The following is a 25277-nucleotide window of genomic DNA, read 5'->3' on the forward strand; positions in this document are numbered from 1 at the left end:
AAGGGTGAGCGGATGCTGCGTGTGTTAATCGTAGATGACGAGTTCGAGATTCGCGAAGGTTTACGTAACCGCTTTCCGTGGAGCACGTTTGGGATCGAAGAGGTGCTGGTCGCCGATGACGGCGATACGGCGCTTATGCTGGCGAAGGATGAACGTCCGGACCTCATTGTAACGGATATAAAAATGAACCGCATGTCCGGGCTGGAATTTTTGAACGCCGTGCAGCCGATTAAGGATTATCATCCGGAAGCCATTGTGGTGAGCGGTTACGATGATTTTGATCTGGTGAAGCAGGCGATGAAGACCGGAGCGATCGATTATGTTCTTAAACCAATCAATATAAGCGAGCTCGAGCAAATTGTCCGCAAAGCGGTAGAAAATACTCAGCGGAAGCGGCTCGAGCAGCATAATGAGCAGCAACTGATCAACCAGGTGAAGTTCGCGATTCCGAAAATGCGCGAAGAACTGCTTCGGGAAATGGTTGAGCAGGAGCATGACCCGTATAAGGAAACAAGACGGCGCCACCGGCTGACGACGTTAAATATGGAATGGATCACAGCGGATCATATGACCGTAATGGTCATTGTTGCCGATGATCTGAAAGCGATTGAGAACCGGCGCGGGCAGGAAAAGGACCTGATTCTGTTCGGCATCGGCAATGTCGTGAATCAGACGCTGGAGGAGGATTATCCTTACCCGTATGCGATCTGCATGGACAGCTCCGGCAGATGGGTTGTTCTGTTAAGCTGCCTGCGTTCGGAGCAGGCGGAGCTGACGAGCGGAATCGCGCATTTGTGCATCAAGCGAATTAATGATTTCGTCAAGGTGAAGGCAAGCGTTGGACTGCGAACGACCCCTTGCACCTTCGAGCATCTGCACGAGATGTATACGGAAGCGCTTAGCGTTCTCGAGCAGAAGGCCGTCTATGGCGGCAATCGCGTCTTTACGCTGCAGGGCGGCTTTGAAGAAAGCGAGCATGCCGATCTGAAGCTGGCAGAGCCGGAGGAAGTACTGGATCTGGTCAAGTTCGGATCGGATGAAGATATAACCGCAGCAATGGGAAGATTCGAATTAATGGTGCAGGCGTGGCAGCTTACGCAGCTGCGGGATATTCAGCAAAATATTTTCGAGTGGCTGTTCGAGATTGTCAGGAAAGCCGCCGCAGCCGGTATTCCGAATAAAAAATGGGGCAGCAATCCGATCGCGCTTTGGGAGCGGCTGGAGCAATACGATACGCTGCAGTCGCTCAGGGAGCAGGCGGAACGATGCCTGAAGGAAATCGCCGCCGATTTCCGGAGTCTCTCCGCTACGCCAAGCCAGATTATATCCGAAGCGGAAAAAATTTTGCAGCGGGACTATGCGGACAGCTTAACGCTGCAGAGCGTGGCAAGCGCCGTGCACGTTACTCCCGTATGGCTCAGCAAGCTGTTCAAGAAAGAGAAGCGGCAGACGTTCCTTGAATATTTGACCGATATCCGAATTGAGAAGGCGAAGGAGATGCTTGGCGACATCCAATACAAGGTGTACCAAATCTCCTATCAGGTCGGCTATAAAGACCCGGTTCATTTCTCGAAGCTGTTCAAAAAGCAGGTTGGCTGCACGCCAAAAGAATACCGAAGGCAGCGCGGCATTATAGACGAGTAACGCATAAAGGCAGTATCCAAGGTGAATAACGCTTTCCCTTTGGAACTGCCTTTTGCTATATCCGAATGAAAGTAGAGGCTTGATGTAAAGAATCGGATACCCCGCCGCAATGAGGGAAACGCAAACTTTAAGGGGGAATGTTATCGTTATGAGAAAAGTTTCGTTTCGGCTGGCGTCGTCCTTCCGCAACCGCATGATTTTTATTTTTTTGCTTATTATCATTGTCCCGTTCCTGCTCTTCGCCTACTATTCCCATATCAAGTCGATTGAGGGGATATCCGAGACGAATACAAAGATGACGATGAGCTATCTTCTTCAGGCAAAGAAGAACTTCGAAATCTATTTAAATAATTTGAATGAACAAGTCAACGAGGTTATAGGCAATAAAAGCGTCCAGGACTTGCTATACAAGGAACCCGTTGACGAACAGGATGAGGAGTCGTTCGCGGTTAATATGCTGACGGCTCTGTATCATGCCACTCCGGTTATAGATGCCTTCCGGGTGAAGGTATATCCGATTAATCCAGCGAAGTATCCTTCGTATATGCGGTCTATCGATGAATCCGTGCGGATTGGCGACCAATATTGGTTCCAGCGTTCAAAGGCAACGGTAGAGCCGACCTGGTATCTGACCATGCCGAAGCAGGGGAAATACGCAAAGCCGCTGCTCACTTACGTGAAACGGTTCTCCGGATTGTATGATTCAAAGCTGCGGGGGCTTATCGCAACGGATTTGTCCGACGATTTCCTGGAGCGGTATTTCTCCCCGTCGGATCAGCTCAAGGATCAGAAGCTGCTGCTCGTGAACGATAAAGGCATTGTGCATTACGATTCGGCCGTCAATGAATGGACCGGTCAGCCGTTCCCTTCGGAGTCTTTCGTCAACGATATGAAAAAAAGCGACGCCGGGTCGCAGTCCATCTCTATCGGCGGACAAACCTACCTGGCCACCTACGTGACGATGGCCAATCATCCGTGGACGATTGTCAGCTTAACGCCGCTGAAAGAGCTGACCGGTGCCATGGACGAGATTAACCGAGTTCTTATTATTTTTCTCATCGTGTATTTGCTGTGCTGCTTCAGTGTTGTCATCTATCTCACCGTAACCTATACGCAGCCGATTGCCCATCTTGTCCGCCTGATGCGCAAGCTGGAATCGGATAATCTTCATTATTTATCGCCATGGTCCTCCCGCAAGGACGAGGTAGGCTGGCTTTACCGGAGCGTTGGCAATATGGTGCACCGGATAGACGGGCTTGTGAAGGAGGCCGCGCGTTCGGAGCGCAACAAGAAGGCGCTGGAATTCCAGGTGCTCAGCCATCAGATCAATCCGCATTTCCTGTACAACACGCTCGAGTCGATCCGTTGGAAGGCGGAAAACCACGGCCGGAGCGATATAAGCGAGATGGTATCGGCGCTTGGCAATTTGCTTCGCTTGAGCCTCAACCAAGGGAAAGAGATCACCACGCTGAAGCGGGAATTCGATCAGGTGAGAGCCTATGTGGCGATTGAGCAGGCAAGGATGGGCAAGACCGTCCGAATCCTGTACGCATGCGATGAGGACACGCTGGAGCTGCCGTTCCTTCGGCTCCTATTGCAGCCCCTTGTAGAGAATGCGATCCAGCATAGCGTGCGGGATAACTTCGACAAAGGGAAAATCATGATTGACGCAAGACAAGAAGAGGATGATATTGTGATTGATATCGCCGATAATGGGAAAGGCATACCGCAGCATGTGCTCGATCAGCTTGAACAGGCTGAGGAACCGTCAGGCGGCAAGTTCTCGCCATCGCGCAGAGGCGTGGGACTGCGGAACGTGAATGACCGGCTGAAGTTGTATTTTGGCGAGGACTATAAGCTGAAGATTGTAACGGGACCGGAGATCGGAACCAAAATTACGTTAAGGCATCCGGTGCTGAAGGAAGGCCAGGAGCTGGATTCGACCTTTGAGTGAGCTGCTGAGCTATTGGGAGTTGCGTTTCGTTAATAAGGAAAGGAATTTCCTTATTGGGGTGCATTCGGGCCTGCTGCCGCATTCTTATTTACTTTTTGCATGAACAGCGAAATCGAAGTGCCGTATTAGGAAAAAAAGTGCTTATCCCGTGAGTAAAGGATCACAAATTGGCTTCACTCAGCACTATAAGGAAAAAATGAAAGGATGTAAGGAAATTTTGTTTGCAGGTTGAACTAGCGGTCCAGGTAGACGGTCCGAAGTTTAGGGAGTTTAGGGTAGAATTTGTTCACATGCAAGTCTGCTATAAAAGGAGGAGTATGAATTGAATAACAGACGTTACGTTATTGGAAGTTTACTCCTGACGCTTGTACTGTTTCTTGCCGCATGCTCCGGCTATACACCAGAGTCTTCCGCCAAGTCTTCAGAGCCTGCTCCCGTTACGCTCAGACTGCTAACTTGGGCGGGTGACCGTTACCAGCAGCTATACGATAGGTTCCATGAGAAGTATCCTTGGATTACGATTGAGCCGGTTAAGGTAGAGGCGAACGAAAAGGATATTATGGCAAAAATCGATGAGATGCGGAAGGCCGGAACACCGGCCGACCTGGCCTGGATCGACGGTGACCTGCTTGCTTATGAGGAAAAAGGGCTTTTGGAAAATTTGAAGCCCTATATGGATAAAGACTCCTCCTTCCAGGATAAAGTACTCCCGGACGGCTACTTCGATACGATGAATTTCCGCGGTCGCAGATTAGCCGTGCCGTTCGTGGATGTGCCGATGTGGATTGTCGTCAACAAGGATTTACTCGCCAAGCATGGGGTGGAAATGCCGCCAAACAGCTGGACCTTTGATGACTTCCGCTCCATTGCGAAGCAGGTGACCGACCCCGCGCAAGGCGAATACGGACTTACGACCAGCAATGAATTCGTCATGCGCCTGCTCCCGATTAAGGCGGCGGCCGACGGCCATGCCACCAATCTGGCTTATTTGAATGAAGGTATGACCCAGAGCTTGCTTAATACGCCGGCCGTTCTGGACGATGTGCGCTGGCTGACCGATTTCGTGACGGGAGACGGCTCGATGCTCTCTTGGTCGAAGGCGAAGGAACAGCATGATATTCCGCGAAATTTCCTGAACGGAAAAACCGCCTTCGAAGTAGGAGGCGATTGGTTGCTGCCGCGCCTGAAGCGGGATGCGAAGTTTAATTGGGACATTCTGCCCTTCCCCCGTGGGAAGCTGAACCAGTATTCTTTCCATATTTACGGACCGCTCGCTCTACTCAGCGGATCGGAGCATAAGGACGAAGCATACAGATGGATCAGCTTCCAGTTCGAGCTGGAAGCGCAGAAGTGGAAGATCGACGAAGGCGCCAACGCTTCCGTTATTGATCCGGAGTTAACCGATTATATCGACAAAGCTCCGATCTGGCAGGGCCGGAATATCGAGGCGGTCAAGATGAACAAGGACAACGTCCTCGTTCTCCCGGGGGCAACCATTCCCGGCTTCTCCGAGTACAACTGGGTCAACATGATTAACGAGATCGTGTTCAACGGTTATGACATGAAGCATCTGATCCCGGAGACCGAAGCCTGGAACCAAAAAACGCTTCAACTGCGCGAGCAGTGGAAGCAGCAAAGCATCAAATAACGGTTAGCCGTCCGCTAAGGGCGGCTTTCTTTTGTTTATAAACGGCTTAAAGCCCATTGACAACCCGACTACTTAGTGATACTTTATAGCTGTAGTAAGTATTACTGCATACCAGTTATACAGAATAGCTAGAGGTGATTGTGCTGGAAAACATAACGGAAATGCTCAAAGGAGTGCTCGAGGGCTGCGTCCTTGAAATAATAAGCCGCAACGAAACCTACGGCTATGAAATTACGAGGCGGCTGAATGCCCTTGGCTTCACGGATGTTGTAGAAGGAACGGTATATACGATTCTGATTCGGCTCGAGAAGAATAAGCTGGTGGAGACCACCAAGAAACCCTCCGACATGGGACCGCCGCGAAAATTTTTCGCTATCAATGACGCGGGGCGCGAGGAGCTGCGGAGGTTCTGGGAAAAGTGGGGGTTCGTATCCTCGAGAATCAACGAGTTAAAGGAGAGAGGGCAATGAATTTTTGGGAAAAAATCACCGGCAGCGACATGACTAGGGAATTAAAGGCTTTTGAAGCGCGGGCCCGCAAGCTGCCGGCCGATTATCAAGCCGCTTGGGAGAAAATCCAGGCCAATCTTTGGCCGCACGCAGATTTTACGGGCCGTAATCTCATGCCGATTCTGGACGGCGTGCTGGGACTGCTTGAAGAGACGGCGGCGGACGGTCAGCGTGTCCACGAAGTGCTCGGAGACGATCTCAAGGGCTTCTGTTCGGCGCTCGCCGGCGAAGAAGGAGCAAAAACGTTTCGAGACAAGTGGCGCCAGCAGCTGAATCATAATATTGCCAAAAAATTAGGCAAGTAGCTTAAGTTCATCATGCTTAGGAGGAGGGTAAACATGAGTATACAGGATATCATCCAAGGCAAAAAAGAGTGGAGGGCGCATGTGGCGCGGGTCAAAGCGCTCCCTCACGATTATCAGATTGTTTACAAAGAGATGCAGAAATATTTCTTTAAGGTTGGCCCTGTCGAACTAACGGAAGGAACGGGGCTGCTCTCCGGAATCGTCGACCTGTTTGAAGAGGGAGCGGCACAGGGGAAAGGCGTGCTCGAAGTGACGGGCAAGGATGTAGCGGCTTTCTGCGACGAACTGGTCAAGGATTCAATGACGTACGCTGACCTTTATCAAGAATCCATAGACAAGAAGGGCAAGAGCAAGAAATAAGGGCCGCCATTAGAGCATGCATATTAGCTATGCGAGCTGCCATTGAGGAACGTGCAGCTCTTAGCCTTGGCGCAACAAACAAAGCCGTCCATACGTGGGCGGCTTTTGGTTTGTGCGGCAATCTTTAAAAATGACAACGCTTTCTTAAGAATGTTGGCTTTCGGCGGCTTTGTCCGGAAGCGTACACTGAGAAAAAAGGAGGAACGGAAATGGAGTTGGATACTCGGGTAACGGGAAACAAGGGAAACACAGAGCAGCGACTGCAATTTTGGAAGCGGTTCAAAAAACAAAAAACGCTGCACCTTTTCGTCGGGCTTGGCATGATTTTTTTATTGATTTTCGCTTATACGCCGATGTTCGGCATTCTAATGGCTTTTAAGCAATATTCCATCTCTACAGGGATCAAGGGGATTTTCACAAGCGATTGGGTGGGATTAAAGCATTTCAAGGAATTCGTGGGCGACTACCAGTTCGGAATGATTGTCCGCAATACGCTGGCTTTAAGTCTTCTAAAAGTCTTCTTCGCTTTTCCGGCTCCCATATTGCTGGCCATTCTATTAAGCGAAGTGAAAAATTTGAAATTTAAGCGGTTTGTCCAGACGATCAGCTATTTGCCCCATTTCATCTCGTGGGTCGTTGTTGCGGGGATCGCTTTCGCCTTCCTGTCGACCGATGTCGGGATGATCAACAAAGCGCTGCTAGGGCTGGGTTTGATAGACAAACCGATTGACGTATTGACCAATCCCAGCTACTTTTGGGGATTTGCGACGGGAAGCGCCGTGTGGAAGGAAATGGGCTGGTGGACGATCATCTTCCTGGCCGCGATCGCGGGAATCAATCCGTCGCTGTACGAGGCCGCGCAGATCGACGGAGCCGGCCGTTTGGCCCGAATTCGCCATATCACGTTCCCCGGAATGAAAGGAACGATAGTTGTCGTGCTTATTTTGACCATCGGAAGCATTCTGGGCGGAGGCTTAGTCGGGTCCAACTTCGAGCAGGCGTTTCTGTTCGGCAACAGCATCAATAATCCGACCTCGGAGATCGTGCAAACCTATGCGTTTAAGGTCGGTTTAAGGGACGGAAGATTTTCTTATGCGGCAGCCATTGATTTGATTCAATCCGTCATTTCCGTCGTCCTGATCTTCTCCAGCAATTTCATCGCCAAACGTTCTTCAGGTTCAAGTCTATTCTAGGAAAGGGGAGCGGGCATGCAGCTCAGCCAGAAACAAAAAGACCGCGTCATGGATGCCTTGATATATGCGTTATTAACCATTCTGACGTTATCGATGCTTTATCCGTTTTATTACGTCCTGATTCTTTCCTTTAATAAAGGAACCGATTCGCTTCTTGGCGGCGTTTATTTATGGCCAAGAACCTTTACTTTTGAGAATTACGTCAGGTTTTTGGATGATCCCCACTGGTACCGCGCTTTTTTGGTCACGATTATGAGAACGCTTGCAGGAACAGCTTTGGGCGTCCTTTTTACCTGCTTGGTCGCTTACGGATTGTCGCACCGGGATCTGCTGTTTCGTAAAGGCTATTTCACGGTCATTATATTCGCGATGTATTTTTCCGGCGGTCTTATCCCGTACTACGTCGTTCTGCGCTCCGTTGGACTGTTGAACACGTTTGGGGTCTATGTGATTCCGTCCATGCTGAGTACGTTCTTCCTCTTGATAGCCATTTCGTTCTTTCAAGAGATTCCGGGCGAATTAAAAGAATCGGCCCATATGGACGGTGCCAGCGAGCTTGTTATTTTCTACCGGATCATTCTTCCCGTCTCGATGCCGCTTATTGCAACCATGTCGTTATTCTTGGGAGTGGGACAGTGGAACTCTTGGCTTGATTCCGCCTACTTCGTGCAATCGGAAGGTCTGCGGACGCTCGCCTTCCGGATGATGGAGGTCATCAACAAGAGCAACGCTCCGATGGACGCTATTGCCGTTGCGAACAGTGCCTCGGCGGGCGTTACCAGCTATTCGCTTCAGGTAGCGGCCATGGTGATTTCCATCGCGCCTATCGTATGCGTGTATCCGTTTCTTCAAAGATTTTTTATTCAGGGCATTATGTTAGGTTCCGTGAAGGGCTGATTATGAATTGGCATGATATTAAAGCGTTTGCTTTAATATAAACATCACTTGTTGGAGGGGTTACATTGAACAGAAACAAAGGGAAGAAGGCTCTGCTCCTATCGCTCATCCTCATGATGACGATAACGTTAATGTCCGCATGCGGCGGAAATAGCAATAACGACGGTCAGAAGAACAACGCAGCCGCCGCCAACTCTCCGGGGACAACCCCCGATTCGCCCGCAAAAAGCAACGAGGTGAAGGAGCTGTCCTTGTTTATTGATGCCTCCTGGTATCCGGTGAAGGAATGGAAGGGCCCCGTTGCCGAGGAAATTACGAAAAAGACGGGAATTAAGCTGAAAGTAACGGTCGCGACGGACGATAAGCAGCTTCCGCTGATGATCGCTTCCGGAGACCTTCCGGACCTGGTGTTCACTTATGCCAATATCGACCGGATGTCCGATTCAAAGCTTTCCTATCCATGGAATGAACTCATCGAGAAATACGCGCCGGACTTTAAAATCGACCCGACAAGAATCGCGATACACACCATGGATGACGGCAATTTCTATACGGTGCGCAACTCCTTTGCGACGCAGGAGGAAATGGCTGCGAACAAATACTCGCTGGGAAGCGACGGCAACCCGGGTATCGCAGTGCGCGAGGATATCCTGAAAGAGCTCGGAAATCCCCCGATTGACACCATCGATAATTTTGTAAAGGTATTGGGCATGGTTAAACAAAAATATCCGGATATGGTGCCGCTCATTATGGATAAGGACTGGATCGAGCAATACTTCCTGCAGCAGTTCGGCGTCGAAGGTCTTCTGGACGGCTGGTACGAGCGGGACGGAAAAGTGGACTATGCGATTAGACAACCCGAAATGCTGGAATTTTTCAAATTTATGAACCGTCTTTACCGCGAAGGGGATATTCTGGCCGAGAACTTTGCCTATACGAACGATCAAATCGACGATCAGTATGCGACCAGCGGGAAGGCTTTCGCGCATAGCCATACGGTCAGCGTAGCGGATATGGACAATATTAAGGTTAAAAACGCGGGCGGTTCGTATACGTTCCAGATGCTGCCTAGCGCTATTTCAAAAAATACGAAAGCGGTCAGCTCGGGACTAGGCTTCGCAGGCACTTTTATCACGAAGAATAACAAGGATCCAGAAGCATCGATTAAATTCCTTCAATATCTCGCGAGCGACGAAGGAAAGAAATTGACCATGTTTGGCGTTGAGGGCGAACATTGGACTTGGAATGACGAAGGTTATCCGAATTTGAAATACGATCCGTCCGATGCCGATTTCGTCAACACGAACGGAATTAAATGGTGGTACTTGTACAACGACGGCGTTACCGAAGGAATGCTGAGTTACGTGCCGGGGGCTCAGAAAACGAAAGCCTTGATGGAGAAAAAAGCGTTTACGGTATACAAGCCGGAGCTTGGTTTGATTCAGTTGCAGCCGGATTCCGAAGAGAAGACGATTAAGACGAAGATCGACGAGATGATCAAAAACGAAAAGGTCAAAATTTACTTGGCGAAATCGGAAGAAGAGGCCGTGGCAAACTACGAGACCATGGTGAAGAACGCGGAGAAGATCGGTTTGAACCGCTTGGTGGATTGGGCAAACGAAACGTATCAGAAGAAAAAGGGTTTGTTTAAAAAATAAGGGCAAAGTCCGGCAGCAGCGCGATGCGTTGCTACCGGACTTTGTATGCTATAATCCGTTCTACCACAATTTGCGTTTGCGAAAGGATGAGGCTAAGCGGTATGTTCATTTCGTTTGAATTGGACGAAGTCAGGTTAACCGACGATGTTTTTGCTTCCAGGAGAGAACTTGCAAAAGCATACATTCGAGAGTTTGATCATGAGCGTCTGATGCACACGTTCAAGATTAACGCGGGAATTTCGTCCGCAGCGGAACCTCTAGGCGGCTGGGAGGCACCGGATTGCGGCTTAAGAGGACACTTCGTCGGACATTTTCTGTCCGCGTGCGCCAAATTCGCATATGGCGATCACGATGAAACATTGAAGACTAAGGCGAGTGAAATTGTCGGCGTCTTGCAGGCGTGCGCACAGCCAAGCGGCTATTTAAGCGCCTTCGAGGAGGAAAAGCTTGACGTCCTGGAGCTCGAAGAGAACCGCAACGTATGGGCTCCCTACTATACCCTCCACAAAATCATGCAGGGCTTGATCGATTGCTATAAATATTTGCACCATGCGCAAGCGCTGGAGCTTGCGGTCAATCTTGCGCATTATATTCGAGGAAGATTCGAACGTCTCTCCCATTGGAAGATCGATGGCATTCTTCGCTGCACGAAAGTAAATCCCGTAAACGAGTTTGGCGGTTTGGGAGACTCCCTTTATACGTTATACGAGTTGACCGGAGATGCCATGCTCCTCGGCCTGGCCCGTATTTTTGACAGGGATTACTGGCTGGGGCCGCTTGCGGAAGGCAGGGATGTATTGGAGGACCTGCATGCCAACACTCACCTTCCGATGATTCTTGCAGCCATGCACCGCTACAAGATAGGAGAAGAAGACTCCTATAAGAAATCGGCTCTCCGTTTCTACGATTTCTTGAAGGGGAGAACCTTCGCGAACGGAAACAACAGCTCCAAGGCGACAGCCTTTATCCGGGGCGGAGTATCGGAGAAAGCGGAGCATTGGGGTGGTTACGGTCAATTGGCGGATGCGCTGACCGGGGGAGAAAGCGAAAGCTGCTGCGCGCATAATACGGAAAAAATTGTGGAGCGCTTGCTGGAATGGTCGCCGGAGACCGGGTATTTGGACCATCTGGAATCCCTGAAGTACAACGCGGTCTTGAATAGCGCAAGCGCTAAAACGGGTCTTTCCCAATATCATCAGCCGCTTGGAACAAATGCGGTGAAAAAATTCAGCGAACCGTATCATTCCTTCTGGTGCTGCACCGGGTCAGGGATCGAAGCCATGAGCGAACTGCAAAAAAACATCTGGTTTAGGAACGGAAACGCCATTCTTCTTAATGCTTTTGTTTCCTCGCAGGCAGCATGGAAGGAGCGCGGAATCGTTATTCATCAACGGACAAGTTTTCCCGATAGTCTAATTTCCGCGCTGCATTTCGAAATGGATGAGCCGGCGGAGCTTCGGATGATGTTTAAGGAAAAAGCCGTCAAGAACATAAGAATTAATGACGAAGGCATCCATCTCGAAAAGGAAGAAGGGTATATCGTAGTCGAACGCCTATTTCGTAATGGGGATCGGATCGACATTGAAATCGAAGCTTCCTTGAGGCTGATTCCGCTTCCGGGATCGGAAGCATCGGCAGCTCTCCTATACGGCAGCGTGCTCCTCGCCAGGGTCGGTGACGACAAGCCATTGACAGGAATATCCGATCAGAATCTCGAGGAGAAGCTGGCCGGCAGGGTAAAGGATGGAAAGCTGGAGGTTATCGTCGAAGACGATAGGGGAACTCAAGCCAGATTCATTCCGTTATTTAGAGTCGAGGAGGAATCGTATTCCGTTTATATCGATTGGTCGGGACTTGCGGCGCCGGAACGCGGCTTTTCCTTTGCGGCGGACGGAAGAGCGGCCTACGGAGGAAGTTAACGATCGGCTTTCGACGGATGGCTCCGGGGAAATGCGACTCTAGCGGAATTATGGAGTACGTGATACGTTTACGATATATGGATTCCATAATGGAGGGAAAAGCATCCGTGAGCATCATGCGCAAGATCGTGCTTGGCTACGTCATTATGATCTTTATCCCGGTTATCGCTTTCGGTTATCACTATTACACGCAAATCTACGGAAACTTGACCCAACAATTCGTAGAGAGCAGGCAAAAGATTCTGGAGCAGGCTTACGCCAATATGAAGACGGATTTCGCCCGGATTCAATCGGTCCACCGGGTGATGCAATACAATCCTTATTTGACCGACTATTTGGATGGCGTATATGATTCCGACGCGGACAGCGTCTACGCGCTGACCCGGTATATTCTCCCGCTATACACCCAATCGATGTTCGCCAATCCGGAGATCGAATCTATCGTTATCTATAAAATGAAGGATCGGGTGCTGCCCATAACCAATCTGTTTCGGGACTGGTCCATGCTGGATCCGCAAACCGAGGCCACCGTCGCGTCTCTGAAAGCCGGTAACGGGATATGGCTGCGCGCCGATCCTCGCGTATCCGATCCGGACTTGATTTATTACCAGTACATCTATAATACGCAAATTACGGAACGGATCGGCCTCCTTGAAATGCGGGTCAGCAATAGCTTAATCCGCAACTTTTATGCCGCTGCCGGCGTGGAGGGAAATTGGAAAGCCGCTCTGCTCTCCGGGCAAGGTCAATGGCTTACGAACGAAGCGGCAGGATTGGACAAGAAGACGCTGAGTATTCTGCAAGCGGAGGAACGGAATTTTTTTATCAACCGGAATATGATTGTCAATCAGCTAAAGCTTGAGCCCCTGGACGTTCGCGTTATCATCACCGGTCAGGTGGGAGACGTATTCCGTTCCGTGAAGCAGAAAGAGGTCGTCTTGGTGACGATCATCGTACTGCTGCTCATCGCCTTATCCATCGCCTATTATTTGCTGGCTTCTACGATTACGAAACGAATTCTCCGCTTGGCCCGGCATATGCGCACTCTGAGCGACAATAACCTAAGGCAGCTGACGATCCCAAGCGGCAGGTATGAAAAGGACGAAATCGGGTTCCTGATCGTTACCTACAACTCCATGGTCGGGAGGATGGACGAGCTTATTAATAATGTCCACCGGGCTGAGCTTCGCAACAAAGAAGCGGCATACCAGGTGCTGCAAGCGCAGATTAAGCCTCATTTTCTATACAACACGCTGGAAACGATCCGAATGGTCGCAGAAGCCAACAACGACAAGGAAGTTGCCGATATATCCTTCTGGTTCGGGAAGCTGATGCGGTACAGCTTGTCGTCCGCGCAGCAGGAAACGGTTCTCGCGAAGGAAATCGAGATGGTTGCCTTTTACATGAACATCCACAAAATGAGGCTTCAAAGTAGGCTGACCTACGAGATTGACGTTCAGCTGGAGGCCGACAAGCTTTCCTGTCCGCGCTTTCTCCTGCAGCCTCTTATCGAAAACAGCATCGTGCATGGGGCTTCCGCCGTTCTGCGTCCCGTCCATATCCGGCTGCAAGCAACGGAAACGGAATCCGAGGTTGCGATCGAAGTCTCCGACAACGGAAACGGGATTCCGCTTGAGCGGCTTCTCGAGCTGCGCGAACGGCTGACCAGGCACGATGAATTCAAGAAATCGGATGAACCGGCTGGCGTAGGCTTGAAAAATGTCAACGAAAGAGTCAAGGGGTTTTTCGGCGGAAATTCCCGATTGGAAATCATCAGCGAGCCCGGCAAGGGAACCTGCATGCGCATTATTATTGAGAAAAGGACGGCGGTGGACGATGAAGATCTTGATCGTAGACGACGAACCTTTGATTCTGAAAGGGTTGGTTAAAATCATAGAAGAGGTCGCGCCGGCCGGTTCCGACATTTGCTCGGCCTTCAACGCATTGGAGGCGCTGGAAGCCATGAAGCGCTTTATGCCCGATGTGACCGTAACCGATATTAATATGCCCGAGAAGAACGGTTTCGAATTGATTCGGGACGCCAGGCTTGAGGGATTATGCGACCGATTCATTATCCTGACCGGCTATGACGAGTTCGACTATGTCCGCCAGGCACTTCGCTCGGGCGTTGTGGATTATTTGCTGAAGCCCTTGGACAAGAAGGAAATCGCAGCCCTGCTCAGCCGAGTCAAGGAAGAGCTTCCCGCCGCATCCGATACGGAGTACAGCCGGCATGCCGAGCGGATACTAGCCTATTTGCAGTCGAATTACATGAAAGATTTGTCTCTCGATCACCTCGCGGAACGAATGAGCCTGCACCCGAATTATATCAGCAGCCTGTTCAAGAAGGAGACGGGCGATACCTTTGTGAATTACTTAAATTCGCTGCGGATCCGGGAGGCGCAGAAACTATTGAAAACGCAGCCTCATCTGACGGTATGCGCAATTAGTCAGCAGGTCGGTTTCGACACCAAGCATTACTTTGCGAAGGTGTTCAAAAAGTACGCAGGCACGACTCCCGGCGCTTATCGCGAAATTCAGGAAGACGACGAACGGATTCCATCAATTAACGGAAGGGATTGAACGCAAATGCTGGAGAGCAATCGCGAATACGAGGATACGCTGCTCTATCATACTCCTGCCGGGCAATGGGACGAAGCCCTGCCGATCGGCAATGGGCGCTTGGGAGCCATGATATTTGGCGATCCGATTGCGGAACGCATGCAATTAAACGAGGATTCCTTATGGTACGGGGGCCCCAGAGACCGGCATAATCCGGATGCCCTGCCGAATTTGGCAGAAATTCGCAAGCTTATACTCGAGGGAAAGCTTCGGGAAGCCGAGCGTCTGGCTTCGATGGCGCTGACCGCCATTCCCGAAACCCAGCGTCATTATGTTCCGCTCGGCGACCTGTTCCTCCAATTCGAGCACGCCGGCGAGATTGAGAATTACGAAAGACGGCTTGATTTATCCGAGGCTATTGTTCGCGTTTCCTATAGGGCGGGAGAAACAAACTTCGTCCGCGAAATTTTCGCGAGCTATCCGGACAGAGCAATCGTGATGAGGGTTAAGGCGGATGTTCCCGGCCAGATTTCGTTTACCGCCCGAATGGGACGCGAACGGTTCCGTTATGTGGACGAGATTCGGGCGGAGAACGGTAAGATCATCATGAGCGGGAACAGCGGCGGAGGCGTCCGGTATTGCGGAGTCCTTGCATGCAAGCCCGAGGGAGGCAGCATGCGAACGATTGGCGAGCATCTGGTCGTCTCGAACGCGGATTCCGTTATTCTGGTCGTGACCGCGTCGACGGATTTCCGCGAGGCCGACCCCGAGGCTGCGGCGCTTGGCGACGCCGGACGCGTTGCCGCAGCCTCTTATGAGGAACTGCGGGCTTCGCATATTTCGGATTACCGCGGACTGTACGCCCGAACAAGCCTTTCGTTAGGCGCCGAATCCGGCCTGAAGACCAAGACGCAGCGGGATACCTCGGAACGACTCGCTAACGTTAAGGCCGGCCGCGAGGATCATGGTCTTATTGCCTTATATTTTCATTATGGTCGTTACCTTCTGATCGCTTCGAGCAGGCCCGGGTCGCTGCCCGCGAATTTGCAAGGAATTTGGAACAAAGATATGCTTCCCGCCTGGGACAGCAAATTCACCATCAACATCAATACGCAGATGAATTATTGGCCTGCTGAGAGCTGCCATTTGGCGGAGTGCCACTTGCCGCTCTTCGACCTGATCGAGCGCATGATTCCTAACGGCAGGCATACCGCCCGGTCCATGTATGGCTGCCGCGGAAGCGCCGCCCATCACAACACGGACATTTGGGCGGACACGGCTCCTCAGGATTTGTGGCCTTCGTCGACCTATTGGCCGCTTGGTCTCGCATGGCTGTCCCTTCACCTTTGGGAGCATTATCGATACGGGGAAGACAAGACGTTCCTAGGGCGCGCTTACCCGATGATGAAGGAAGCGGCGGTCTTCCTGCTTGATTATCTAGTCGAGCTTCCCGGCGGGGAATGGGTCACCTGCCCATCGGTTTCTCCCGAGAATACCTATCGGCTGCCGAACGGGGAGACAGGCGTGCTATGCTACGGGCCGTCCATGGACAGCCAAATTGCCGGTGAGCTGTTTCAAGCATGCCTAGCAGCGGGAGAAAGGCTCGAATCCGAAGACGAAGACTTTCCGGAGGAGCTGAAGAAGGCGCTGGGCAAGCTTCCCCCATCCCGCATCGGACGTCACGGCCAGCTGCAGGAATGGTACGAGGACTACGAGGAGGTGGAGCTTGGTCACCGCCACATCTCGCATCTGTTCGCCCTGCATCCAGGCACCCAAATTACGCCGGATCATACGCCGGAACTTAGCGATGCCGCTCGCCGAACGCTGGAGCGCCGCTTGGAGAACGGAGGAGGGCATACCGGCTGGAGCCGGGCCTGGATCGTTAACTTCTGGGCAAGACTGCGGGACGCGGAGGAAGCGTATGCCAACGTAACCGCTTTATTGTCCCACTCTACACTGCCGAATTTATTAGACAACCATCCGCCTTTTCAAATCGATGGCAATTTCGGGGGCACGGCAGGCATTGCGGAAATGCTTTTGCAGAGCCACGAGGATTGCATCCATTTGCTGCCCGCCCTTCCGAAGGCATGGCCGGACGGCGAAGTCCGGGGACTTAGGGCCCGCGGCGGCGTCACGGTGGATATCGCTTGGAGAAAAGGAGTCATCCATCAAGCAATTCTAACGCCCGACCGTCAAGGGACATACCGCGTGCGTTGCGATCACCCCGTAGGTTTGTCGGGAGAAGGATTAGCCTTTGATTCGGAAAAGACGAGCGGTTTGCTGTCGATTGACGGGGAGGCAGACATTGCCGTCGTCATCCATGCTATACCCAAGGATAGTAACTGATCTTCATATCACTTCTTTTCAGCGGGAAGACTCCCTCCTATAATGAAAGCAGGTTTTGCCTACGGTAAAGAGCAGGCAGAATCGAATTCCCTGCGAAGAGGTGCAGTCTTGCTGTTGGTCAAACGAATCCTAACATTAGCGATCCCGTCTATCGCGACCTTCTCCTCCATGACTTTTACCGGATTGCTGGTGCTAATGATCGTCGGAAATTTGGGAGCGGCGTCCATTGCGGTTGTGGGCATTACGAATATTATCATTTACAATCTGTGGGCCTTATTCTCCGGCGTACAAGGGGCGATTAACTTTCTCGTCGCGCAGAACTACGGCTCCGGCAATATCCGGCAGGGAAACCAACGGATGCAGATTGCGCTGATCATTACGGCCGTACAGGGGATTACCCTGCTCATAGGCAGCTTCCTGCTTCCTTACGGCATTCTCTACCTGATGGGCTCGAACGAGACCATCCTCTCCCTTGGCACACCTTACCTTCTGGTAAGAATGATTGCTCTGATCTTTACGATGTTTAATACCGTATTCTTTGCTTATATGCGGGCCGTCGGGGATACGCGTACGCCAATGGCTCTCTCGCTCGTCAATAGCGCGCTGGTCGTAAGCTTAACCTATGTCCTTGCCTATGGAAAGTTCGGTTTCCCGGAGCTTGGGCTTCAAGGTGCGGCGTGGAGCATGGTAACTGCCGAAGGGGTAACCTTACTGCTAAGTGTAATCGTCTATTACGGTTTCATGAGCGTCCCGTACGCAACGCGGGGCTGGATACGCATCGAGATACAACAGGTGCGTCTGCTTTTGTTCGAGAGCATCAAGCTTGGCATAACGGAGCTGTCCAACAGCGTTGGAATGCTTGTGTTTACCGCATGCATTACAAGGCTTGGCACAACGGCTATAGCCGCCAATGAGATCGCGCTTAACATCTTGTCCTTCGGGTTTATGCCTTCGAATGGCTTCGGCGCTGCGGCTACAATCGGGATTGGACAGGAAGTGGGCAAGGGCAACGGCGTCGCTGCCCGAAGATTCGGGATTGTGACGGTTTATCTCGGCCTTATCTTTATGGCGCTGATCTCGGTTGTCTTCTTCTTGTTCGCCTTGCCAATCGCCAAGCTGTATACCTCGGAGACGGCGGTGTATGAAACGGCAATTTCGCTTATTCATCTAACCGCTTGCGTTCAACTATTCACAGGGGCAAACATTATATTCGGCGGCGGACTTCGAGGCATAGGGGACACGACGTTCCTGTCCCGGACGGCGCTTGTCTTGAACTGGCTGCTATTCATTCCGCTAACGATTCTCTTGACCAGGGTGCTCGATTGGGGGCAAACCGGCGCTTGGTCCGCGTTATGCTTGCTGATCGTTCTTTCGGCTGTTGCTAACGGATGGCGCTATTTGACGCTCGACTGGTCCCGAGTGAAAGCGACGACGGGAAAAATACCGGTAACCTCAGCTGCCGGACATATGTAAAATGAGCTAACAGCCGGTAATTGCTACCGGCTGTTTTTGGTATAGTACAAGTTTTTTTTGATGTGTACGTATTCTTGTCGTTTGTTTTAAAACCTACATATTCCTCTATACTACAATGACAAAAGAATCACTAAAGTAAAGTGTGACAGTCTACTCTTCTTTAAGCTAACGAACAGAATTGTTCCAAAATATGGTACTATTGTATTAAAAATAAGTCTTCTATATAAACAGGTTAAGGAGAGGAGTATGTTTATGGTTCGCAATGAAATAAGGGGTATAATTGAAAATTATCTTGAGGCATACAATACATTTAATATTGAAGGCATGGTTCACCTCTTGCACAAGGATATAGTATTTAGGAATATTTCCAACGGAGAAACTACCACGGAAACGAGAGGAATACAAGCGTTTAGAGAATTGGCAGAACAGTCGTCAACGATGTTCTCCAGCCGTCGCCAGATAATCACCGAGTGCAGTATCATAAATGACAAAGTAGAGGTTGGAATAGATTATGAAGGTATTCTTGCCGTGAATTTTCCTAACGGATTAAAAATGGGGGATAAGCTGCAATTAAATGGAAAGTCAAAATACGAGATTAAGGAAGGAAAGATCTCATTGATTGAAGATTACAGTTGAGCAATACAATGTTTTTTCTGTCTTGAGAAAATAAAGTATGAGACCGTGAAAAAGTAGACTGAGCTGGGCTTTAAGAAGGGCAGGATAGTTGAATCATTTCGCGAATAGCTTAAGTCACGACGAATTTACGAAGTTCGCAAAAAGACGTTAGCCGAAAGAAGTTCTTAGTTTAGGAGGAGTCTATACGATATTAGAAAAAGTTATAAATAGAATTGTAATACAAAGTGAATATAAGGATTTTGTTGATAAGTATATAAATAATATACTTACCGAATTTAAAGGTAAGATTCATAGCATTTATATGTGTGGCTCGATTCCAAAAGGAACTGCTAAACCTTTTAAGTCAGATGCAGACTTTACTATTGTATGTGTAAATCCCAAAGATATTGATTACGAAAGATTGTCAAAAATTAAAGACAGGCTTTTGGAAGAATATCCAGTAGTAACTAAGATTGATACGATAATTTGCTCGATTGACGATGTATTAAGTAAACCAAATGAGTGGGGGTTTTGGGTAAAGATAATTTGTGTTTGCATATATGGTCATGACGTTGGTGAAAAAGTACCACCGATAATTATTTCTTCAGAGTTCATTTTAGACTTAAATACAGAGACCAAGGAGGAAGTAAGTCGTATACATAGTTTACTTTCTAATGCTAGTGATAATACGATGAAAACTAGATATATTAAAGGTTACTCTAAGAGATTAATTCGTGCATTATACTCTTTGGTTTTAGAAGATACAGGTGTATGGCAAGATGACATTATTAAGATGAAAAATGCCATATTAAACTATTGTGAGATTGACTCCGCTTTAGTTGATTATCTGTATGATTGTTACTTGGATAGTAATGTACTTGTTGAAGAGTTTCTGGGAATTGCAGATGAAGTATATAGCTATTTTGAGAACGCCTTAAATGCAATGGCTGCTTCCAGAACTTCCTTCGGCTAACACCTATTGACGCTCCGGGTCATTCTGAGAAGCAAGTGACCACATCCAGCCCCCTAAGCCCGTCGGGACGTCACTGTCTTAGGTGTTCGGCAAGCCTCACAACTATAAGCAGCGACTCTAATTAAAACAAAAGACTATTGAGCTAACTTATAATTTTCATATTGGGAATTGTGAACTGAATGAATATCACATTAATAATTATGCAATTACTTGATTGAACTACCATGAAAATTCCTTGAAGTAACATCAAAAATAGACAAAACCAAAGAAGGGTGCAGTTCTTTAATTTTTTTTAAAGTCGAGCACCTGTTACATACTTATATAAAACAAGGATCAGGACACGTCAGAAATAGAAACGGAATATCCCAAGCTTTCAAGTCTTCGAACAGAATTTCTAACCACTGCAGCATGTTTATGTCGTTCAAAATAATCTTCGCCCAAATCTACGTACATTTCTTTTCGGGTTAGTAAGTAATAAGCGATTCTAAGCATGGCATGAGCTACTACAATAGCCGCACGTTTTCTACCTTTTTTAGCGAGTGTTCGTCGATACATGGCACCAAGATAGTTTTTGGATGCACCTACTGAATGTGCCGCTTCTGTTAAAGCAGCTTTCAAGTATTTGTTTCCTTTCTTACCTTTAGTGGATTTGCGTTTGCCAGCACTCTCGTTATGTCCAGGAACTAATGCTGCCCAAGAACACAAATGAGCTGCGCTAGGAAACTGGTTCTCAATGTTTGTACCAAGCTCAGCTAAAATCTGTTCCGCCATGCGTGGGGCAATACCGGGAATGGAATCTAATCGCTCTATGTCTTCCTGAAAAGAGCTAACTCTTTGGGCTATCTCTTGATCTAACATCTCAATTTGTTCTGTCAGAAAATCGATGTGGTTTAGAATGGTCTTGATCATTAAACGCTGATGAGGGTTCACATAACCACGCAGAGCAAGTTCTAGTTCCGCTTTTTTCTTTTTCAGTGTACGCTGGGCTAAATTTGCTAGTGTTTCAGGATCTTCTTCACCTTCTGCAATGGCACGAAGCATATTCTTAGAAGAAACGCCCATAATGTCTGAAACAACGGAACCGAGCTTAATATTTGCTCCTTCTAGAACTTTTTGAATTCGGTTATGTTGTCTGGCACGCTCTTCAATTATGCTGCGACGGTACCGAACCAATTCTCTCAGTTCTCGTTGGGCGCGGTTTGGAATAAAACTAGCTGTGAGAAGCCCATGACGTAGTAGCTGAGCAATCCATTCTGCATCTTTGACATCGGTTTTACGTCCCGGAAGTGCTTTCATATGTTGAGCATTCACGACTAAAAACGTAATGTCTTCGGATTCTAAGAGGTTTACAATTGGTTTCCAAAATACACCTGTACTTTCCATCGCTACATGCGTACAGCCATGGTCTTTATTACACTTCGTATTTCTTTATTTTGATATAAATTAAATCCAAGAGAGGAAATTATTATTACACCGAGTATTACGATGATGAATTCTCTTTTTATTTTTCACCTCATTTAGGTCAATTCAAGGCTTACCGTGCACAACTTGAAAATGAGAAAATTTCTAAACAAAATGGTGATGTTTCAATTTAATGAGCAAATAAATGACATGCAATTCATTGCCCAGTGGTTGGATAAGAAGTATTAGAAAAAAGATTTTGATGTTTATTCGGACGAAGAATTCTTTAATGAAGTTTTTCTCCAATTGAAAAGTAGTGTTAAAGATGACTATTTTAAAGGTTATTAGAGTTAAGCTTTGTGGAACTAACGAAGAACTTTAGTTAAGTAAATAACCTGAAGAAGCTGCTGGCGCTGGTCGGCAGCTTCATTACGTTAACGGGAGAATAGTTCAATAAAGAATGATATAATATAATTAAAAATTTACGATAATAATGAGGTTAAAGACATGGAAACTTGTGCAGATGTTTTAATAGTAATTGATTTGCAAAATGGAGTATGTTACAACAAAGAGCATTTATATGAATTGCAAAAATTACTTACTAAAGTAGGTGAAAGAATCTCCCTGTTTAGGAAGTTACAGAAACCAATTATTTTTGTTCAACATTGTGATGAGGATTTAGTATATGGAGAGGAATTATGGGCTATTAATGCTAAACTTGATGTTCAGGAAGAAGATTTTTTAATTAATAAAATACATGCAAATTCTTTTTACAAAACGAACTTAAGAAGTCTTTTAGAGCAATTAGCTGTACAAAGTATTGAATTTTGCGGTGCCCAGACCGAATACTGTATGGATGCTACAATTAAATTTGCTCATGGACTGGGTTACAAAAACTATATGGTACACAATGCAACATCGACATTGAATAATTCATTTATGTCTGCAGAAGAGACGATAATGTTTTATGAAAAAATGTGGAGTCATAGATATTTAGAGTTCATAGAAGATAATTCATAAATGAACGAATATTCTTGTCAAAAGATTTCTCTGTTTACCAATAGTTCGGTTTTGTTACGCTAACTAGTACTTTAGTCCAAAACAGAATGACAGCAGCCGGCGCATTAAGTACGGCTGCTTTTTATTGAACTAAAGGGCAGGATAGTTCCAATTTGTGGTCGAAAATTATTATAGATAGGATGAGTTCAATAAATGAGAGCGATGGTGAACATTTATGGTGGCTATCAAAGATGGCTTCAAATTTATTGAGAACAATTTATTCGACACTCTCATTTTAGATGGAGATAATATAGCACGATGCTTAGATTATTTAAATGAGCGAGACATAAGTAAGCTGTCCATATTATCGACTTATTACAAAGGTACTGACTTAGAATTTCTGAATGATTGTAAACATATCCTAGAGTTGGATATTGATACTGAACGAATTACAGATCTAGCAGGGATATATAAACTCTCTCAGTTGAAAGTCTTGTCCTTCACAGAACTGAAATTTGATTTTGATTTGTCGCCTTTCAAGGAACTCCAAGCGTTTGCAGCAATCTATAATAATAAGCTAAAAAACTTAGTTACACTAAAGCAACTTAAACATTTAGAGTTAACTAAATTTAAAAGTACTAATGGGGATTTGGGAGAATTAATCGAATTGAATAATTTAGAATCACTTCGGTTAACTCAAGCCTCAATCAGTTCCTTAAAAGGCTCAAAAGTATTTACTAAAATGAAAAAACTGGAGCTTTATTATTTGCGTCGACTATCCATACTTGATGAATTACCTGAAAACCTAGAAACCCTTTACTTGGAGTCTTGTTCCAGACTTGAGAATCATCAGTTTATTGCGAAATTAAAGAAGCTCGAGCATTTGAAACTTACTAAGTGTGGTGAAATTAAATCATTGGATTTTGTTCAAAATCTGCCGCATTTAAGTTCCATCAGCTTTATTGATACAAACATACTAGGTGGAGATTTATCTCCGTGTATTGGACTTAATTACGTTGGATTCATTGATAAGAAGCATTACTCTCATAAGTTTGAGGAACTGAATCCAAGTAAGTATTAAAATATGTTCCACATAATATAAAAAGTGGGATCCAGCGTTGATGCCATTGAACTAATTGTTGAGGATATAGTGAACAGTAAACAATGCAGGTTAGTGGATTAAGCTAACGGGGAACATTAGCTCAACAATAAGACGGCTGCCTACATCAATCGGCAGTTGTTTTTCATTGAACGATTTGGCAGGGTAAAAGAAATGATTTGTAGAAAAAAACTAAATGATAGTGACAAAAGTAGTGTAGGGTGTGTGGATTCCAGATCTCGCAGATGATGCAGAATCATATGCCTACCCTCTCTGGCGATTTTCAATCTGGACAATTCTACCGGCAGTTGAATAAAGCGGATGTGATAATTCAACCAACGCTTGATAGGATTGCGTTTGCGGAAATGCTATGCTGTTTTCGACAGTGCGCACTGTACATTTTCTTTTATCGGAGGTATACGATGCTCGACTTGCGTAAAATTGGAGCTTATATTTCGAAGCTTCGCAAAGACCAAGATCTGACCCAATTGGAACTTGCCGATCAACTGAATGTAAGTCATCAAGCGGTATCGAAATGGGAACGGGGTGACTCGCTACCGGATATCGGAACGCTTCCACAGTTAGCGAGGTTATTCGGCAAAACAGTAGACGACATTTTAAATGCAGGAGACAACGCAGAAAATCGAGAGCACCAGCACCTTGGAACGATCGTTAAGGAGATCGCAGAGAACAGGCCGGTACAAGTTGCAGAGATGGTCAATACCGGAGAGGTGAAGGTGGAAGAGCTTGTACAAGTAGCGCCGTTTGTAAAGGCAAGCGCTCTGCATAAGGTTACAGAACGATTAGACAGCAGCGTCCTTAAATTAGACGTGATCATGCGGCTGGCTCCGTTCCTTGGAACAGATACATTGGATGAACTGGTTCGTCAGGCAGAAGAGGGCGAAATTGTGTGGAATGCCATTACTGGACTCGCTCCGTTCGTCAACAGCAACACATTAAGCCGACTGGTAGATAAATCGATTGACGGTTCCTTAGAAGTGCACAATCTTGTTGGAATTGCCCCGTTTCTTGGAAGAGAACATGTAGATCGGTTGGTACAAGAAGCCGAAGAAGGCAGCTTGAGCTGGCATTCCGTCCAAGGGCTGGCACCTTTTATTAGCAGAGAAACATTAAGTCGTTTGGTAGACCGGGTTGTAGATGGCACCATCGATGCGAACCGGATCGTAAGCCTCGCACCTTTCCTGGGTAGGGAGCAAGTGGATCGGTTGGTACAAGTAGCCGAAGAGGGCAGCTTGAGCTGGCATTCCGTTCAAGGGCTGGCACCTTTTATTAGCAGAGAAACATTAGGTCGTTTGGTAGACCGGGTTGTAGACGGCACCATCGATGCGAACCGGATCATAAGCCTCGCACCTTTTCTGGATAGGGAAAATCTCGAGAAGTTGATTGGTGGAGTCGAAGGTGAACATCTTAGCCCGGATCTGCTGGCAAGTCTTGCTCCTTTCGTCGCTCAAGGTACATTGAGCAGAATGGTGACAAATTTATTAAATAAAGTAAAGTAGACATGTATATCTGAGAACGGAGATTGGTGATGCATAGACTGTCGGCGATCCGCAAAGCTACCGGCTTGAAATTTGGTAGCTTTTTGTTTGGATTTTCGGTTCATTGCGAGCCAACAATACACAGACTGCGGCTGTCTTGGGAAAATAAAGAATAAGACTGAAATAAAGTATTCGATTGTGAGAATAAAGTTCTAGATTAGGC

19 protein-coding genes and 1 pseudogene are annotated in these 25277 nt (G+C 47.7%); 19 read left to right on the plus strand and 1 reads right to left on the minus strand.

Annotation, left to right across the window (positions count from 1 at the left end; all coding sequences use genetic code 11):
* Window positions 1-12: 12 nt before the first annotated feature.
* The 16 genes from WFK81_RS25670 (at window position 13) to WFK81_RS25745 (ending at window position 20056) form a co-directional block, all read left to right on the plus strand.
* A complete protein-coding gene (locus tag WFK81_RS25670; protein ID WP_336789588.1) occupies window positions 13-1644 on the plus strand; it encodes a response regulator transcription factor in 1632 nt (543 codons plus the stop codon).
* A gap of 148 nt (window positions 1645-1792) precedes the next feature.
* Window positions 1793-3598 carry a sensor histidine kinase gene (locus tag WFK81_RS25675; RefSeq protein ID WP_336789590.1) on the plus strand — a complete coding sequence of 602 codons (1806 nt, stop codon included), beginning with the start codon at window positions 1793-1795 and terminating at the stop codon, window positions 3596-3598.
* A gap of 322 nt (window positions 3599-3920) precedes the next feature.
* Window positions 3921-5246, plus strand: a complete 1326-nt coding sequence (locus WFK81_RS25680; RefSeq protein WP_336789592.1) for an ABC transporter substrate-binding protein — start codon at window positions 3921-3923, stop codon at window positions 5244-5246.
* Between the two features lie 161 nt (window positions 5247-5407).
* Complete coding sequence (locus WFK81_RS25685; RefSeq protein WP_336789595.1) at window positions 5408-5716, plus strand: PadR family transcriptional regulator; 309 nt, start codon at window positions 5408-5410, stop codon at window positions 5714-5716.
* Window positions 5713-6060 (plus strand): DUF1048 domain-containing protein, encoded by a 348-nt coding sequence (locus WFK81_RS25690; protein WP_336789597.1) that lies wholly within the window; start codon window positions 5713-5715, stop codon window positions 6058-6060. Before WFK81_RS25685 ends, WFK81_RS25690 begins: the two co-directional genes overlap by 4 nt.
* A 33-nt stretch (window positions 6061-6093) precedes the next feature.
* Window positions 6094-6420, plus strand: a complete 327-nt coding sequence (locus WFK81_RS25695) for a DUF1048 domain-containing protein (protein ID WP_336789599.1) — start codon at window positions 6094-6096, stop codon at window positions 6418-6420.
* A 209-nt stretch (window positions 6421-6629) separates the two neighbouring features.
* Window positions 6630-7613 carry an ABC transporter permease gene (locus WFK81_RS25700; protein WP_336789601.1) on the plus strand — a complete coding sequence of 328 codons (984 nt, stop codon included), beginning with the start codon at window positions 6630-6632 and terminating at the stop codon, window positions 7611-7613.
* A 15-nt stretch (window positions 7614-7628) separates the two neighbouring features.
* The gene (locus WFK81_RS25705) at window positions 7629-8510 is read left to right on the plus strand and encodes a carbohydrate ABC transporter permease (protein ID WP_336789603.1); all 882 of its coding nucleotides are present in this window, start codon (window positions 7629-7631) and stop codon (window positions 8508-8510) included.
* Window positions 8511-8575: 65 nt separating this feature from the next.
* Entirely contained in the window at window positions 8576-10168 is a 1593-nt protein-coding gene (locus tag WFK81_RS25710) for an extracellular solute-binding protein (protein WP_336789605.1), read from the plus strand.
* Between the two features lie 101 nt (window positions 10169-10269).
* Window positions 10270-12087 carry a beta-L-arabinofuranosidase domain-containing protein gene (locus WFK81_RS25715; protein WP_336789607.1) on the plus strand — a complete coding sequence of 606 codons (1818 nt, stop codon included), beginning with the start codon at window positions 10270-10272 and terminating at the stop codon, window positions 12085-12087.
* 116 nt (window positions 12088-12203) lie between these two features.
* Complete coding sequence (locus tag WFK81_RS25720; protein WP_336789778.1) at window positions 12204-13976, plus strand: sensor histidine kinase; 1773 nt, start codon at window positions 12204-12206, stop codon at window positions 13974-13976.
* On the plus strand, window positions 13924-14670 hold the full coding sequence (locus WFK81_RS25725; protein WP_336789609.1) for a response regulator transcription factor: 747 nt from the start codon (window positions 13924-13926) through the stop codon (window positions 14668-14670). The genes WFK81_RS25720 and WFK81_RS25725 overlap by 53 nt, the downstream gene beginning before the upstream one ends.
* Before the next feature lie 6 nt (window positions 14671-14676).
* Entirely contained in the window at window positions 14677-16995 is a 2319-nt protein-coding gene (locus tag WFK81_RS25730) for a glycoside hydrolase family 95 protein (protein ID WP_336789611.1), read from the plus strand.
* A gap of 42 nt (window positions 16996-17037) precedes the next feature.
* Complete coding sequence (locus WFK81_RS25735; protein WP_336789613.1) at window positions 17038-18468, plus strand: MATE family efflux transporter; 1431 nt, start codon at window positions 17038-17040, stop codon at window positions 18466-18468.
* 252 nt (window positions 18469-18720) lie between these two features.
* On the plus strand, window positions 18721-19104 hold the full coding sequence (locus WFK81_RS25740) for a nuclear transport factor 2 family protein (RefSeq protein WP_336789614.1): 384 nt from the start codon (window positions 18721-18723) through the stop codon (window positions 19102-19104).
* 187 nt (window positions 19105-19291) lie between these two features.
* Entirely contained in the window at window positions 19292-20056 is a 765-nt protein-coding gene (locus tag WFK81_RS25745; protein ID WP_336789779.1) for a nucleotidyltransferase domain-containing protein, read from the plus strand.
* Window positions 20057-20389: 333 nt separating this feature from the next.
* On the opposite strand, the pseudogene WFK81_RS25750 reads toward WFK81_RS25745, so the two are convergent.
* A pseudogene (locus tag WFK81_RS25750) lies at window positions 20390-21466 on the minus strand (IS110 family transposase); the annotation flags it as partial.
* Window positions 21467-21964: 498 nt separating this feature from the next.
* On the opposite strand from WFK81_RS25750, the gene WFK81_RS25755 reads away from it, so the two are divergent.
* From WFK81_RS25755 to WFK81_RS25765, 3 genes are all read left to right on the plus strand, one after another.
* Entirely contained in the window at window positions 21965-22477 is a 513-nt protein-coding gene (locus WFK81_RS25755) for a cysteine hydrolase family protein (RefSeq protein ID WP_336789616.1), read from the plus strand.
* A 217-nt stretch (window positions 22478-22694) separates the two neighbouring features.
* Complete coding sequence (locus tag WFK81_RS25760; RefSeq protein WP_336789618.1) at window positions 22695-23537, plus strand: hypothetical protein; 843 nt, start codon at window positions 22695-22697, stop codon at window positions 23535-23537.
* Window positions 23538-23977: 440 nt separating this feature from the next.
* Window positions 23978-25075: a helix-turn-helix transcriptional regulator gene (locus tag WFK81_RS25765; protein WP_336789620.1), complete on the plus strand. Its 1098-nt coding sequence runs from the start codon at window positions 23978-23980 to the stop codon at window positions 25073-25075.
* The last annotated feature ends 202 nt before the right edge of the window (window positions 25076-25277 follow it).

It is taken from the genome of Paenibacillus sp. MMO-177 (assembly GCF_037147795.1).
Classification (GTDB): Bacteria; Bacillota; Bacilli; order Paenibacillales; family Paenibacillaceae; genus Pristimantibacillus.